This window comes from Sphingobacterium zeae (assembly GCF_030818895.1).
In the GTDB taxonomy this organism is placed as follows: Bacteria; Bacteroidota; Bacteroidia; order Sphingobacteriales; family Sphingobacteriaceae; genus Sphingobacterium; species Sphingobacterium zeae.
Window position 1 is genome coordinate 928,293 of the sequence record NZ_JAUTBA010000001.1, and the last position, 17,409, is coordinate 945,701.

9 protein-coding genes are annotated in these 17,409 nt (G+C 42.4%); all 9 read left to right on the plus strand.

All coding sequences use genetic code 11. The features are described from left to right. Positions 1-2 precede the first annotated feature (2 nt). Positions 3-3,257: a SusC/RagA family TonB-linked outer membrane protein gene (locus QE382_RS03890; RefSeq protein WP_307184759.1), complete on the plus strand. Its 3,255-nt coding sequence runs from the start codon at positions 3-5 to the stop codon at positions 3,255-3,257. A gap of 7 nt (positions 3,258-3,264) precedes the next feature. Continuing rightward, entirely contained in the window at positions 3,265-5,289 is a 2,025-nt protein-coding gene (locus QE382_RS03895) for a RagB/SusD family nutrient uptake outer membrane protein (protein WP_307184760.1), read from the plus strand. A gap of 119 nt (positions 5,290-5,408) precedes the next feature. Beyond that, positions 5,409-7,040, plus strand: a complete 1,632-nt coding sequence (locus tag QE382_RS03900) for a polysaccharide lyase (protein ID WP_307184761.1) — start codon at positions 5,409-5,411, stop codon at positions 7,038-7,040. A 4-nt stretch (positions 7,041-7,044) separates the two neighbouring features. Continuing rightward, complete coding sequence (locus QE382_RS03905; protein WP_307184762.1) at positions 7,045-8,679, plus strand: polysaccharide lyase; 1,635 nt, start codon at positions 7,045-7,047, stop codon at positions 8,677-8,679. A 2-nt stretch (positions 8,680-8,681) separates the two neighbouring features. Further along, on the plus strand, positions 8,682-11,798 hold the full coding sequence (locus QE382_RS03910) for a DUF6298 domain-containing protein (protein WP_307184763.1): 3,117 nt from the start codon (positions 8,682-8,684) through the stop codon (positions 11,796-11,798). Between the two features lie 4 nt (positions 11,799-11,802). Then, the gene (locus QE382_RS03915; protein ID WP_307184764.1) at positions 11,803-13,203 is read left to right on the plus strand and encodes a glycoside hydrolase family 140 protein; all 1,401 of its coding nucleotides are present in this window, start codon (positions 11,803-11,805) and stop codon (positions 13,201-13,203) included. Beyond that, positions 13,203-14,132: a glycoside hydrolase family 43 protein gene (locus tag QE382_RS03920; RefSeq protein ID WP_307184765.1), complete on the plus strand. Its 930-nt coding sequence runs from the start codon at positions 13,203-13,205 to the stop codon at positions 14,130-14,132. Before QE382_RS03915 ends, QE382_RS03920 begins: the two co-directional genes overlap by 1 nt. A 1-nt stretch (position 14,133) precedes the next feature. Continuing rightward, positions 14,134-15,966 (plus strand): exo-alpha-sialidase, encoded by a 1,833-nt coding sequence (locus QE382_RS03925; protein ID WP_307184766.1) that lies wholly within the window; start codon positions 14,134-14,136, stop codon positions 15,964-15,966. Continuing rightward, positions 15,967-17,400: a sialate O-acetylesterase gene (locus QE382_RS03930; RefSeq protein WP_307184767.1), complete on the plus strand. Its 1,434-nt coding sequence runs from the start codon at positions 15,967-15,969 to the stop codon at positions 17,398-17,400. The last annotated feature ends 9 nt before the right edge of the window (positions 17,401-17,409 follow it).

The following is a 17,409-nucleotide window of genomic DNA, read 5'->3' on the forward strand; positions in this document are numbered from 1 at the left end:
TTATGAATTACTTTATATTCCCAAGGAAATCTTCTATTCGGTTGGCAAAGCTGCTCACTATTGGAATAATGACAGGTGGGGCCATTCCATGCTTCTCTTATGGTGCGAATCCAAGTGAACTCAATCTGCTTTTTTTTAAAAATATAACAGGAAAGGTGGTTGATCAAAATGGAAAACCGCTTGCAGGGGTAACGATATCCATTAAAGGATCAAAGACTGCGACTTCAACGGATGCAGATGGTACGTTTAGGCTAAACTTGCCCGCTGGAAATGAAATTTTGGTGCTCAATTTTGTTGGCTATAAAAGATTAGAAATACCGGTTGGCAACCAAAGTGTGTTAAATATACGCATGGAGGCTGAAAGTCAGGAGCTCGATGAGGTTGTTACGGTTGGTTATACCACACAGAAAAAAGCACATTTGACAGGATCGGTTGTGGCAATAAAAGCGGAAGAGATAGAAGATTTGCCTACGACGAACGTGGCCGCTGGATTAGCGGGGCGACTTTTGGGAGTAAATGTTAGTGGGGGCGTATCAAGACCTGGCTCGAAAGCTACCATAGGTGTAAGAAGAAGTATGGCGGCCGGAAAAGATGGCGGGACTTCTGAACCATTGTATGTTATCGATGGAGTAGTTCAGGTTAATGGACAAAATCAACCTGATGCAACGCAATTCAATAACTTGGATCCCTCTGAAATAGAAAGTATCTCTGTGTTGAAGGATGGTGCTGCCGCAGTGTACGGGGTACGTGCTGCCGATGGTGTCATTCTGATCACAACAAAAAGAGGTAAGATCGGTGCGCCAAGAATCAGTTATAACGGTTCTTATGCCATCAATGATGAGGCCTATCGAACAAAAGTCATGAATGCCTATCAATTTGGGATGTACTTTAATATTATGAATGGACCGAACGGGAATAATACCGATCCCTCAAGGCCTGGTTTTGAAAAAGCATTTTTCTCACAGGATGAATTGGATTATTTTAAAGACCATTCTTACAATTGGTTGGATGATGCATGGAAATCCAGCTATTTGACCAAACATTCCTTAAATATTTCTGGTGGAGCAGATAAAGCTACCTATTTTGCGAACGTTGCTTATAACAAACAGAATGGTAATCTATCCACTTTAGACTATGACCGTTGGAACTTTAGAGCAGGTAGCGATATTCAAGTAGCCAGTAATTTCAAGGCGGCGATACAGGTTTTTGGAAACGTGGGAGATTTACAAAAAACCTTTAATAAAATTGGTGGTGAAAATGATGATAACGATTATAGGAACTTATTATTGGCCGCTCCGTATGTTCCTGCTTATGTAAATGGGCTCCCTGCACGATTGCCCGGAACATCAGGAGATTTATCTGCTTATCATTTCTTTGAGTTAGAGCGGTTAAATAATTTAGCAACCTCAGATTCTAGACAATTTGGCGTTAACCTAAGTGGGGAATATCAGGCACCGTGGTTAAAAGGTTTGGTCATTAGAGGATCTTATGCTAGAAACTTTACAAGTTCCCGTGGCACGCAGATCGGAACGAAATATCAAACATATACATTTACCAATGGTGGAGATAATAGACATATTTACGACGTCGGTACCAATCCCATTGCGGCAACTTTCAGCAATGGTAATCGTGTTTATTTTTCCAATGCGAATGGTAATAATTATCAGGCGAATTTTACTGCACTATATGATAAGAAATGGAAACAACACACGTTTTCAGGCCTGTTCTCCATAGAAAAAGGAGAAGCAAAGAGTTCACAGGAAGACGTTTGGAAAGACGATCCACTTGCAAACACCAATGGACAATTCGGTACAGCGTTTGGAGCCGTGGATGGACGTACTGCCGCTTACGAGTCAGGCACGCTAGGTTATGTCGGTCGTATCAACTATCGGTTTGGAGAAAAGTATTTGGCAGAGGTATTGTTTCGTTCGGACGCATCTACAAAATTTGCTCCAGAAAACTATTGGGCGAATTTTTATAACATCTCTGCAGGTTGGGTAATCAGTGAAGAAGAGTTCTTTAAAGTTGATGGGGTAGATTTCTTAAAATTGAGATTTTCGCATGGAAAATTGGGCAGCGATAAAATTCCATTGTGGAGTTGGCTACAACGCTATAGCTATCAGACTGGTAAAGGTGCCGTATTTGGCGGGAATGCCGGGGCGACGACTGGTATGAAAATGGAGAAAAGCCCCAATCGCGACGCTACTTGGAGTGCAGAGTATAAAAATAATGTTGGTATTGATGCTCGTTTTTTACGTAGCCGTCTATCGGCCACAATCGAAGGATTCTATTACAAAGGTCATGATGCATTGATCGAACGTACAGGTAATATTCCGATTACAGTTGGGGGATCAGTTGCTGCAGAAAATTTTGGGAGAGAGAATAATTATGGAATAGAGTTCGAATTAGGCTGGCAAGATAAAGTTAATAATTTTAACTACGGCGTTAGTACACGTTTTTCTTGGTCCGATGGAAGGGTCATTCAGGGTAATTTCAATGATATTGATATGTTATATCCTTGGAAACCCAGACCTAATGCCTCTTCTGACCTTGGGGCTTGGGGATACGATTACTTAGGAATGTTTAAGACACAAGCAGATATTGATAACTATGTAAGTCAGTATAACATTACACAAGTATTTGATCAGTCTGTCGATAAATTAAGACCGGGAATGCTATATTATCGGGACGTGAGGGGGCCCCTTCAGTCAGATGGTACTTTCGCAGGGCCTGATGGTATCATTAACGATAATGACCTGATCCAGTTGGCTAAACGTAAGGATAATCATTATACATTAGGCACTACATTAAGAATCGGTTATAAGGGATTTACGGCAGAGTCTGTTATTACAGGTTCGTTCGGAGGTTATTCGGAGATCACAGAGCGTAACAAGCTCAATAATGATATTTCTCGTGTGTATACCAATCTTCCTGACATTTGGGGAAATGTATATGATCCTGTTTTAAATCCCACCGGTACTATGCCGAATCCGCAATGGTCCAGTATTTACAATCAGCCTTCCAGTTTCTGGACTGTTTCGGCCTTTCGCATGCGGATGGCAAGCTTTAATATAGGCTATAAGTTGCCTCAAAGAATGACGCAGTATTTGCGGGTATCGAACGCTAGAGTTTACTTAAGCGCAATGAATCCAATGTCTATCTATAATCCATATAGTTATAAAGATGGAAATGGATCGGCTTGGGATGTCTATCCGAATTTGAGGACATATTCTTTTGGTATTAACCTGACTTTATAAGATTACGATGAGAAAGTTAACGATTTTAACGATGATGCTGGCTTGTTTAGCTTTGACAAATCAGAGCTGTAAGGACAAGTTTTTGGAGGATAAAAAAGACTTTACAGCAGTAAATGGCGATGACGTCTTTAAGGATCCGGTATTGGCTCAGGCGTATGTGGATTACGTCTACGGATTATTTTTGCCAGCAAATAATTCCCAGTCTTTTGTGGCTACAATGGACGCCGCGGAAAACGGTACCTATAATAATGTGTTCACGCAGACAACTGATGAATTAGCTGGCGAGACTGATTTTAATAAACAGTGGAATGCCATTTCTTTTATCAATAACCATGCAAATAAGTATTTTGGTCAACGGATGGGCGCCAACATTGCGAATAACGTGTGGACCCGAATGAAGGAAATTAACCTTTTTCTAAGCAAAATCGATCTTTATGGTATTGATGAGGCTACCCGTAATAAGATGAAGGGGCAGCTCTATTTTTGGCGCGCCTTTCAATATTTTCAACTCGTCAGGATGTATGGCGGTGTTCCTTTAATATTAGAGCCGCAAGTGCCAATTGTAGGTAACAATGAAGCAAATTCTATTCCGCGTAGTGCTACATCAGAGTGTATTGCCCAGATTGTGAAGGATTTGGATTTAGCAAAAAGTCTGTTGCCAGGAAAGTGGGACGCTGGAAATTGGGGGCGGATTACTAGTGGCGCAGCAGCGGCTTTGAAAGGACGGGTTTTATTAACTTATGCCAGCCCACAATTTAATCCAAACGATTCGCGAGATCGTTGGGAGGCAGCATATTCCGCAAATACTGAAGCCAAAACCTTATTAGAACAGAATGGCTTTGGGTTGTTTAGGACTGGGGGAGAGGCTAATGGTAAAGCCTGGGGAGACATGTTTTTGAAAGAAGTAGACAATCCTGAAGCAGTAATTGTTTATGGGTTTAATAATGCGGCAGCAACATCCACTGCTGTAAAGAATAATGGTTGGGAGCAAGCAATTCGCCCTAGAGAGCTTTCCGGTGCAGGATCGATTTCACCAACTAAGCAGATATTTGATGCATTTCCTATGCTGGATGGTAAAAATATTGATGATCCAACCTCTACCTATCCATACGACTCCAAGAAATTTTATAAAAACAGAGATCCGAGGTTTTCAAAAACTTTCGTATATAACGGGGCCTTATTTCCCTATGCAAATGGAACAAATTATCGCCAATGGACCTACTATTGGAAAAATGATAAGGGTGCGTATGTATCTACGGAAACAAGAGGTTCGAACGCAAGTGGCATCTATTTGCGTAAAGGATCTGATCCTGCAGCGTCGGGTACATCAAATGCCGCAGCCGGATTTCAGCAAAGTGGTACAGACTACATGGAAATGCGCTTTGCTGAAGTGCTATTGAATTTAGCTGAATCCGCTATTGGTGCGGACAAATTGATGGAAGGTTTGAAAGGTATTACTGATATCAGGGCACGTGCAGGTTTGGAAAATAAGGATGGATCTTATGGTTTAAGTAGTATCAGCGGAGACCGAAATAAACTTTTCGGCGCAGTGCTTAATGAACGTAAATTAGAATTAGCGTATGAAGGTAAACGATTTTATGACCTTAGACGTTGGAAGCTTTTTGAAGAGGATTCACCTACCGCCCAACGTATTGGTGTAAAACCATTAAATGGAACAAGAAGAACAGGCTTATTAATTACAGTGAAAAACAATGGCATGGATTATACCGGTGCTTCAGATCCGTTGGTTCGAAATGGCTCAAGTGTTCCTGTCGTTGAACGCCAACCATCAACTTATCCTGCTGGAATAGCTAACCAGGATCAATACCTCGATTACCTGTATGATAATTATTTTGTAATTGCCGAAAAAGATGATTTAGATCCGACAAATATCCCCTGGAAATTTAGATGGTATACGGAATATTACTTCTTTGGATTAAATCAAACAATCTTGTCTACTTCACCTTATTTACAACAAACTACTGGTTGGGACAGCATGAATGGAGCAGGAACTTTTGATCCTTTAAAATAGTTTCCCACATACAGAATCTAAAAGCAATGTATGCGTATTGTGACAGACATTGCTTTTGATAAATGTACAGTTGACATATATTTGAAATAGAAATTATAAACCCTACTAACTAGATAAACATGTTACATAAAATAACGCTAACAGCTTTGTTGAGCCTTTTCACATGCATTGCCTTTTGTCAATATCCCAAAATACCAGAAGACGTTAAGAAGTCTACAGATGAACTAATGAAAAAAGCATATCAGCAATCTGACGAAGCATGGCAAAAAGCTTTACCTGTCATAGAAGAATACGCAAAACAAGGTAAACCTTATATTCCATGGGCGGGACGACCGGACGATCTCCCACAAGCTAAGATTTTGGCTTTCCCGGAAGCGGAAGGTGGTGGTAAATTTACTTTTGGTGGTCGTGGCGGCCAGGTATATGTAGTGACTAGCTTAGAAGATAATGGTCCTGGTTCATTGCGGGAGGCCTGTGAAAAAGGTGGTCCTCGCATTATCGTATTTAACGTTTCTGGTATCATCCGCCTAAAAACGCCATTGATTATTCGTGCGCCGTATGTGACTATCGCCGGACAATCTGCACCAGGTGATGGTGTCTGTGTGGCCGGTGAATCTGTTTGGATCAATACACACGATGTCCTGATCCGACATATGAGATTTAGACGGGGCGAAACTTACGTTGGCCGTCGGGATGACGCCATCGGTGGTAATCCTGTCGGAAATATTATGATCGACCACGTTTCGGCAAGCTGGGGCTTGGACGAAAATATGTCCATGTACCGCCACATGTATAATGATAGTACTGGAAAAGCAGAAGAAAAACGTGGTACTGTAAATATTACCATCCAAAATTCTATTTTCTCTGAAGCTTTAGATACATGGAACCATGCATTTGGTAGTACTTTAGGTGGTGAGAACTGTACATTCATGCGCAATCTTTGGGCAAATAATGCGGCTCGTAACCCATCTATTGGGTGGAATGGTCTGTTCAATTTCTACAACAATGTTGTGTACAATTGGGTACATCGATCAATTGATGGTGGAGACTATCAAGCGACATACAACATTGTTAACAATTACTTTAAACCAGGACCAGCGACACCTTTAAATCAGCCTGTAAGTTATCGCATTTTGAAGCCTGAATCGGGTAGAAGTAAATTGCCTTATGTCGTATTCGGCCGGGCGCATGTCAAAGGTAATATTGTAGAAGGAAACGAGAAAGTAACGGCTAACAACTGGGATGGTGGTGTGCAACTGGAAAATAAAAAAGGGGATGCGATGACTTATGCTGAAGCTCAGCCTTATTTCGCTGCAATGAGCGTTAAGGAACCATTCCCACATGCTAGTTTCCCGGTAATGACTGCGAAGGAAACTTATGGCTTTGTTCTCGAACATGCAGGAGCCACCTTGCCTAAAAGAGACCCTATCGACACACGGGTTGTTGGTGATGTGAAAAATGGTAAACCAGTCAAATTATTAAGCAATGTGAAATTGCCGGAAAAAGATTTTGAACATCGAAGATTACCAAAGGATTCGTACAAAATTGGTATTATTACCGACATATCTCAAGTTGGCGGATATCCAGTATATAAAGGTACACCGTACAAAGATTCGGACAATGATGGTATTCCAGATACAGTTGAGAAAGAAATGGGGCTCAATCCAAATGATCCGAGTGATTCAGCGAAGATTACAGCATCAGGTTACGCGAACATCGAAATCTATCTGAATAAATTAGCTGCTAAATAAAGCTATGACATCTTTACTGAATCGAAATACTGTGTTGCTATTCGGGCTAATAAGCCCCATAGCGGCATTGGGCCAATATCCGGTTATTCCAGATTCCCTGAAAAGATTGGCTACAGAACGGGAAAATGCAGAAATCATACGCTCAGAAAAAGTCTGGGCAGAAGCACAAAAAATTATAAAGGAAGAAGGGAAGCCCTATATCCCTTGGGCTGCAAAACCGAGTGACTTACCGCAGGCAAAAATTAAAGCATTTCCTGGTGCTGAAGGTGGAGGCGCTTATACCGCTGGTGGACGGGAAGGAAAAGTTTTTGTCGTGACTAGTCTTGCGGACACTGGTCCTGGAACATTGAGAGAAGCCTGTGAGGCCGGTGGTTCCCGTATCGTTGTATTTAATGTTGCTGGTATTATTCAACTTGAAAAACCAATTGTTGTCAGAGCGCCTTATATTACGATTGCCGGACAGACAGCGCCAGGGGATGGGGTATGTGTGGCCGGAGAATCTTTTCTGATTGATACGCACGATGTCATTTTAAGGTTTTTACGTTTCCGCCGCGGTGAAACCGATGTAACGAGACGTGATGATGCTGTAGGAGGTAATGTGGTTGGCAATATTATAATTGACCACGTATCCGCAAGCTGGGGTTTGGATGAAAATATGTCTATCTATCGACATGTATACGACCGTGAAGGTAAAAATCTCAAATTACCTACTGTCAATATTACGATCCAAAATTCTATTTTTTCTGAAGCATTAGATGCGTACAACCACGCTTTCGGAAGTACAATAGGTGGTCTAAACAGTACCTTTATGCGTAACCTATGGGCATCAAATATCAGTCGGAATCCTTCCATAGGAATGTATGGTGACTTTGGATTTGTTAATAATGTGATTTGGAACTGGTGGAATAGAAGTGCTGATGGCGGAGATAATAAATCCTTATTCAACTTTATCAATAATTACTATAAGCCGGGGCCAATTACACCCAAAGATAGGCCAATTGCGTACCGTATCTTAAAGCCAGAATCTGGAAGAGATAAAGCCTTTAAAGATCAGTATGGGAAAGTATATGCACATGGAAATGTGGTAGAAGGTTTCCCAGAGGTCACTAAAAATAACTGGGCCGGAGGCATCCAGATTGAAGATCTACCGAATGTTGGTGATCGTGAAAAAGAAATCCGTGTGGATAAGGCGTTTCCAATGGTTCCTGTTACCACACTATCTGCTCAGGATGCTTACAACTATGTTCTTGAAAATGTAGGTGCATTTCTACCAAAACAGGACGCTGTTGATCAACGGATTATTAGGCAAGTGTCAGAGAATAAAGTGTATTATGATACAACAAAAGCCCAACATGGATTTGTGTCTGCATATGTTAAACGACGCCTTCCAGAAGACTCCTACAAACAAGGGATTATATCCCATATTGCACAAGTAGGCGGATATCCGACTTATCAGGGGATGCCTTACCAAGATTCGGACAACGATGGCATTCCAGATAATGTAGAAAAAAGTATGGGGTTGAATCCAAATGATCCAAGTGATTCTAGAAAGATAGCGAAAAACGGCTACGCCAATATTGAGAATTATTTAAATGGGGTGGTTGCAATAGATGCCGTCGTGCCAAAAAATAAAAAATAATCATGATAAAAAGAAGTTCGCTCTTTTCTTGTATCGCATTATATGCTTTCACCTGCATTGCTTATTTTGCACATGCACAAAAAATGAAGGCATATAGTCCTCTGGTATGGGATGAGGGCAAATTTGTGTACCATGCAGATTCCTTAGGAAATCAGATCCCTGATTTTTCTTACGCGGGTTATAAAGGGGGCAACGAAGCTATTCCTACCGGACAGATTGCCGTGGTTGTTCCTCTAAAAACAGGTGATGCTACACAGCGTATTCAAGCTGCTATCAACTATGTGTCAATGCTACCGTTGGGTAAAGATGGGTTACGAGGAGTGGTGCTTTTACAAGCGGGAGTTTATTCTGTTTCCGGTTCTCTTAAAATAAGTGCCTCAGGTGTTATTCTGCGTGGTAGTGGTTTCACAACAAATGGAACTGTCATCATTGGTGAAGGAACAACAAGAGAAACACTCATCCGTATTCTCGGAAAAGACGATATCACGTTTGCAAAAAAGACAAACGTAACAAGTACTTACGTCCCTGTCAACGCGCGGGTATTGGATATTGATCATGCAGCTTCCTATAAAGCTGGCGATAAAATTAGGATTACAAGACCTTCCACGCAAGATTGGATTAATCAGCTGGGTACTGATCATTTTGGTGGTGGCATTACTTCGCTAGGTTGGAAACCCGGGCAACGCGATGTTACTTGGGATAGAACGATTGTCGCAGTGAAAGGTAATGGTATCGAGATTGATGCACCAATCACAACAGCATTGGACAGACGCTATGGCCAAGCGACTGTTGAGCAATATAATTGGAAAGGAAGAATCGAAAATGTCGGTATAGAAAATATCACACTTAAATCTGCTTTCGATGCGAATAACCCGAAAGACGAAGACCATCGCTGGATGGCGATTACTATTGAAAATGCGGAAAATGTATGGGTGCGTCGCATGCAGTTCCAGCATTTCGCAGGATCAGCCGTTTACGCTTTAGCAAGTACCCAAAAATTAACTGTTGAGGATTGTATTTCCCGGGACCCGGTTTCAGAAATTGGTGGACAACGAAGATATACTTTTTTTACAAAAGGGCAACAAACCTTGTTTCAAAGGCTTTATTCTGAGTACGGCTATCATGACTTCGCTGTAGGCTACCTGGCAGCAGGTCCAAATGCTTTTGTCCAATGTCAGGCTGTAGAGCCGTTTAGCTTTAGTGGCGGAATAGGCAGTTGGGCGTCGGGAGTTCTTTTTGATAATGCAGATATTGATGCACAGGCACTAAGCTATAAAAACAGAGGCCAAGATGGGCAAGGGGCAGGTTGGTCGGCTGCAAACTCAGTATTTTGGCAATCAACAGCTGGACTTGTGGAATGTTACCAACCGCCGACGGCGCAAAACTGGGCTTTTGGTATCTGGTCCCAATTTCAAGGGAATGGCTATTGGGAGCAATCGAATGAATATATTAAACCCAAAAGCTTGTATTATGCCCAGTTACGGGAAAGAATTGGCCTAGCGGCTGATGAACGCGCAGTACTGTTGCCAGTGCTGACCGAAGCATCCAGTAGCCCTCCTGCCAGTGTTGCCATGGAGCTGACACGTCAGTCTGAAAATCCAATGACGAAACTGGTTGACTTTATTGCAGAAGCCGGTGATCGTTATCCCTTAAATACGACCGCAAATGTAAAAACCATCGATCAAATCGGCTATAAAGAGACTACTCCAGCAAAAAAACAAGCCGATATGCGTGTCGAAAACGGTTGGTTGGTACGTGGTGATGAAATACTCGTAGGAGCCAAATCGGATGTTCCCTGGTGGAGTGGCAGCGCTCGACCGCATGGTGCTGAAAAAGCTAAACCACATATCACGCGCTATGTGCCTGGAGAGGTTGGCGCGGGGTTGACGGACGATCTTGAAGAGATGACGGATTCATTAAAAAAAGATAATATTATCGCCATTGATCACAATTACGGACTTTGGTACGATCGGAGACGTGATGACCACGAGCGTATTCGTCGGATCAATGGGGAGGTGTGGCCTCCGTTTTATGAACTGCCATTTGCGCGTAGTGGCCAGGGCTTAGCTTATGACGGCTTGTCTAAGTATGATTTAACAAAGTACAACAAATTTTACTGGGCACGCTTGAAACAATATGCAGATCTAGCAGACCAAAAAGGTTTGGTATTGCTGCATCAAAATTATTTTCAACATAATATTATCGAAGCTGGTGCACATTACGCGGACTTCCCATGGCGTGCAGCTAATAATATCAATAATGTCGGATTTCCAGAACCGGTTCCTTATGCGGGTAATAAACGAATTTTCATGGCCGAACAGTTCTACGATATCGATAACCCTGTTCGTCGTTCATTACACCGCGCATACATCCGTCAATGTTTAAATAATTTTAAAGACAACTCGGGCGTTATTCAGATGATTAGCGCCGAATATACCGGACCGTTGCATTTCGTTCAGTTTTGGATTGATGTGATCAAAGAATGGAAGGCTGAGACGGGTAAAAATCCAATGATTGGTTTAAGTGCTACGAAAGACGTACAGGATGCTATTTTGGCGGATACCGAACGTGCCAAAGAAATCCAGGTCATTGATATCCGCTACTGGCACTACCAAGCCGACGGAAAGACCTATGCGCCACAAGGAGGGCAAAATCTGGCACCGCGTCAACATGCACGCTTGTTGAAACCAAAGAAAACATCGATGGAGGCTGTTTATAAGGCCGTATCCGAATACCGTACAAGATATCCAGATAAAGCAGTATTATACTTTGCGGACAACTACCCAACGATGGCATGGGCCTCCTTTATGGCCGGTGGTTCTATGGCAAACTTACCTAAGATAGGAAACAACGATTTCTACCGTGCAGCATCAGCGATGAAAGCAACAGAAATCAATGGCGCCTGGTTGCTAAAAGGTAGCCAAGGTCTGATCATTTATAAGGAAAAATCCGATGCAGAAGATATTGATCTATCCGATTATAAAGGCGGTTTTGAAATGACACGCATTAATCCGAAAAACGGAACGATCATCAAAATAGAGAAGATCAATCTCGGGAAGCATATTCATTTGAGCAATTATACAAAAGAGCCAGAAATAATTTGGCTAAATAAGAAATAAAAATATGTCTATTCGTAAGAAACTTATATTATTTGCAATTGCAGGAGCACTCTTTTCGTGTGCATCCAATAAAGAGACGAAGCACCTGTCACTATTGAAGATATCGGAAAATGGTAGGTACATGATGACAGAAGATGGAGAGCCCTTCTTTTGGTTGGGCGATACAGGCTGGTTATTATTTAATAAACTAAACCGTTCTGAAGCTGATCAATACCTAGAAGATCGAAAACAAAAAGGTTTCAATGTCATTCAGGCCATGGTGCTGCATACCGTTCCTTCTGTAAATAGTTATGGGGACTCTTCGGTGGTCAACAAAGATATTTCCAGACCGCTGGTGACCGAAGGGAACAATCCGGATAATGCGTTGGAATACGATTATTGGGACCATATCGATTACATCCTTGATAAAGCTGCCGAAAAGGGACTCTATGTTGCTTTGGTCCCGATTTGGGGGTCACCAGTGAAGGAAGGAAAAGTATCGGTAGAGCAGGCAGGAAAGTACGCCACATTTCTTGCGGAGCGTTGGAAAGATCGCCCAAATATCATTTGGTTAAATGGTGGAGACATCAAAGGATCAGATAAGATGGAAGTGTGGGAGAAAATTGGGCAAACAATAAAATCCATCGATCATACGCATTTAATGACTTTTCATCCTAGAGGACGAACGGCTTCTTCGGATTGGTTTCACGATAGACCCTGGCTGGATTTCAATATGGTGCAATCTGGACACCGTACCTACGCTCAGGACACTTCCGCGAATGAACAGAAACATTATGGCGAGGATAACTGGAAGTTTATGGCAGCCGACTGGGATATAAAACCCATTAAACCAACGATCGACGGGGAACCTTCTTATGAAGGCATCCCACAGGGATTACACGATATCACCCAACCGCGCTGGAAAGATGCTGACGTCAGAAGATACGGTTATTGGTCTGTATTTGCGGGCGCATTTGGGTATACCTACGGACAGAACTCGGTTATGCAGATGCATGGAAAGCAAGACTCTACCTCGGCCTATGGTTCGGATGAAGTATGGAGTTCGGCTATCAATGCACCTGGTGCTGCTCAGATGAAGTACTTAAAAGAACTTATGCTTTCCAAAGACAATTACTTTGATCGTGTTCCAGATCAGTCTTTAATTGCGGATAATGGCGAGAAATACAATCGCTTACTCGCAACAAGAACATCGGACTATGCATTTATCTACAATTACAACGGGAGGGAAATGAAAATTAATATGGGAAAAATCAATGGGGACAAAGTAAAAGCGTCCTGGTTTGATCCCCGAAATGGGTCGACCAAAGTGATCGGGGAGTTGGAAAATAAAGGTGTACAAACTTTTGTGCCTGCGGGAGGACAAAAGGACGGAAACGACTGGGTATTGATCTTAGATAGCATTTAATGAAGAATCCGGTCAAATTGTTTATTTTATTTAGTGTGGCATCGATCTTGGCTTCCTGTCAGCGGGATGTTTACCTATTTACCTCGTTCCACGAACCCGCCAATGAAGGTTTGCGCTATCTGTATAGCAAAGATGGCTACCATTGGAATGCAATTAATGGGGTTTATTTAAAACCAGAATTAGGAAAACAGAAAATCATGCGCGATCCGTCGATGATCCGGGATAAACAAGGAATTTATCATCTGGTATGGACCATTGGGTGGCAGGGAAATGAAGGAATCGGCTATGCACGTTCAAAAGACTTGATCCATTGGGAAAATCAACAGATCGTTCCAGTGATGCAACAAGAGGCAACCACCGTCAATGTTTGGGCGCCAGAGTTATTTTATGATGATATAGAAGACCGGTTTATTATTATTTGGGCTTCCACCATTCCTTATCGTTTTGCAAAAGGCGTAGAAGAAGAGAAAAACAATCACCGCATGTACTATACGACAACAAAGGATTTTAAATCCTTTACGGAGACGAAATTATTTAGCGATCCGGGCTTTAGTATCATTGATGCGGTCATTGTCAAAAAAGAGCAAAAGGATTATGTGCTTGTATTAAAGGATAATACGCGGCCCAATCGAAATCTAAAGGTGGCCTTTGCGAAAAATCCGTTGGGGCCATTTCAGCAGATCTCTGAGCCTTTCTCGCCGTATTTAAGTGAGGGACCTGCGGTGCTTAAAGTCAAGGATCAATGGTTAATCTATTTCGATTCATATGGTAGCAAAAGCTATGAGGCTGTGTCCACCAAAGATTTTAAGGTCTTCGAAAAAATCAACGACAAGATTTCCGTTCCAGAAGGGCATAAACATGGAACGATCTTCAAAGCATCCAATAAAGATTTAAAAAATTTGCTTCGGGTTGAAGCCAAAAAGAAATAGTATGTGTATCAAATTAGTATTAGTGGGGCTATCGCTGTCTTCTGTTATGAACCAGGCGGTAGCACAACAAGATACAGTAAAGTATATAGGAAAGACATTATCCAATGTAGACTATCACCACGGTCAGCTGACACCTGCTGTGGGTACGCACAATATCCAGGTATTTCGAGCAAACAGAGAATTCCCTGAATTAGCAGGCGGACACAACTTTACGTATAACCATCAGCCTTTTTTAGCCTATTGGATTGATACTTATTATTTACAGTTTCTGAGCAACCCTATTGGTGAGCATATCGCGGAAGGAAAGACCTTGTTGCTGACGTCAAAAGATGGCCGCAATTGGTCTAATCCAACGGATTTATTCCCGACTTATCTCGTTCCGGAAGGTTTTACCAAGCCAGGACGTACGGATAAGGCTGGGAAAAATTTATATGCAATCATGCACCAACGTATGGGCTTTTATCATGCAAAGAATGATAAACTGCTGACGCTCGCATATTACGGTGTAGCACTGGATGCCAAGGACGATCCAAATGATGGAAATGGTCTTGGGCGTGTAGTCCGAGAAATTCACAAAGATGGTAGCTTCGGACCTATTTATTTTATTCACTTCAATGCCTCATTTGATGAGAAGGGTGCCAAATATCCCTTTTATAAAAAGAGCAAAGACAAGGCCTTTGTACAAGCTTGTGACGAGTTGCTCGGCACACCACTTATGATGCAGCAATGGGTGGAAGAGTCCGACCGAAACGATCTGTTAATTCCTTTGCAACGTCCGGTAAAAGCATTTTCCTTTTATCATCTCAATGATGGAAGGGTCGTCGGTTTATGGAAGCATGCATTGACATCGATGAGCAAGGACAATGGAAAAACCTGGCAATATTCACCTTTGCGTGCGCCCGGGTTTGTGAACAGCAATGCGAAAATCTGGGGACAGAAAACTTCGGATGGCCGTTACGCAACAGTGTATAATCCATCAGAATTCAGATGGCCCTTGGCCGTATCGACCAGTAATGATGGATTGAATTACACGGATTTGTTATTGGTTAACGGGGAGATCACTACAATGCGTTATGGCGGTAACTATAAGTCTTATGGACCGCAATATGTCCGTGGTATCGTCGAAGGAAATGGCATGGTTCCCGATCGTAACATGTGGTTGACGTATAGTATGAACAAAGAAGATATTTGGACTGCAGTTGTACCTGTTCCGATCAAGTCTACTGTAGATGAGGCCGTGAACGACGATTTTGCGAAAAATGCAGGACAAGCCTATAACAACTGGAATATTTATAGTCCGCTGTGGGCAACTGCCAAGGTCGAAGGTACAGCGTTGGTTTTGCGAGATAAAGATCCTTTCGACTATGCAAAGGCAGATCGCGTCATTCAATCGGCCCAAAAAGGGACCATTGAATTTACGGTGACGCCACAGCAAAATGATCATGGCTCTTTACAGATTGAGTTGGTGAATGATAGTGGCTTAGCAGCTGCGAGAATTATCATGGACAAAGACGGAATTATTAAAAATAAAGCCGGGTACCGAAATGCATCGTTGACGAAATATGAGATGGGAAAGATGTATCATTTTGCGTTGACTTTCGATGTGAGCACCCGCTCTTATCAAGTTGCCATCAATGGAGAAGATAAAGGGACAAAGTTATTTTTCCAACCGGTAAGCAACGTGAGCAAGGTGTCGTTCCGTACGGGCGATGTCAGAAGATTTCCCAATGCGGATACGGAAACAGACCAAGATTTTGATGTTGAAAATGCAGGTGCTTCGATCAAAGAAGCCATTTATCAGATTACTTCGCTGAAAGCGGAAAAGGTAAAATAAATGAGACAGTTTATTGTACATATTGCTTTATTGGTAGCCGGTTTTTCGGCAAGGGCGAATGTCATATTGCCGAATATTTTTGCGAATCACATGGTTTTGCAACGCAACCAACCGGTCGCCATTTTTGGTTCAGCGAGCCCTGGCGAGCAGGTAAGCGTAGCTTTTCAAAACCAGTTGAAGACGACAGAAGCCGATCAAAATGGTCGTTGGAAAATTGAACTAAAAGCCATGCCGGCTACTGCGGTTGGACAGACGTTGACCATCAGGGGAAACAATACGATCGAACTTAAAGATGTTTTGGTCGGTGAAGTATGGTTGTGCTCGGGCCAATCGAATATGGAATACCAAATGCGTAAAATTGAGAAAGTTAAAGCTCCGTTGAGAGGTACCTGTTTCCCTAAAAACGAAGTTTCCGAAGCAAACAATCCCAATATCCGAATTTTTTTAGTACGCCGAAAATTTCTGGCCAAGCCGGATGGCCAATATGAGGGCTGGGCTGTAGCCCGGGATTCGGCACTGCGTCAATTTTCTGCACCGGCCTATTTCTTCGGGAAAACCCTACAGCAAGAATTAGGTGTTCCTGTAGGCATTATTTCATCAGCTGTGAGCGGCAGCAGAATCGAGCCCTGGTTCTCCGAAGAATATTGGACAAGTTCACCTTATCTGAAAGATAAAAAGAAAGAAGGCGATCCCGGTAAATTCTTTCATACGATGATTGCACCATTAGCGCCTTATACCTTAAAAGGATTTATTTGGTACCAGGGTGAATCCAATACCTTTCTAAAAGAGAATATTAGTTATAGCTATAAAATGAAGGCGCTGATCGAAAATTGGCGGACTCTTTGGGAGAATCCCAAATTACCGTTTTATTTTACCGAGATCGCACCTTTTTATTATTCTCTGGACGAAAAAGGCCATGTCCGTATGCCGAGAACAGTGTTACCAGAATTTCGGGAAGCCCAAGATCTGGTTTTACAATTGCCGCATACAGCACGTATCATTACGACAGATTTGGTCGATGATCCACACGATCTCCATCCAAGTTATAAATGGGAAATCGGTCGTCGTCATGCCCTTAAGGCTTTAAAATATGTCTATCATAAAAATATTGTAGCCGATGGCCCTGAACTAGCGGCCGTAAAATATCAAGGCAAACAAGCAAGGGTAAAATTGAAACATGCTGCCGGATTAAAGTCCGTAGACGGCAAGCCCTTAACATCATTTGAAGTTGCGGGTGAGGATGGCATCTTTTATCCAGCACAGGCTGCTATCAACGGACAGACAGTCGTACTTGAAAGTGAACAGGTACAACAGGTCCATCAGGTCCGGTTCGGATGGGACGAAGCTGCCCAGCCTAATCTGGTGAATGCTGCAGGTTTGCCCGCGGCACCTTTTAGAACAAATAATCCACTACAACATATTAAATTGAAATAGTCTTTAGCG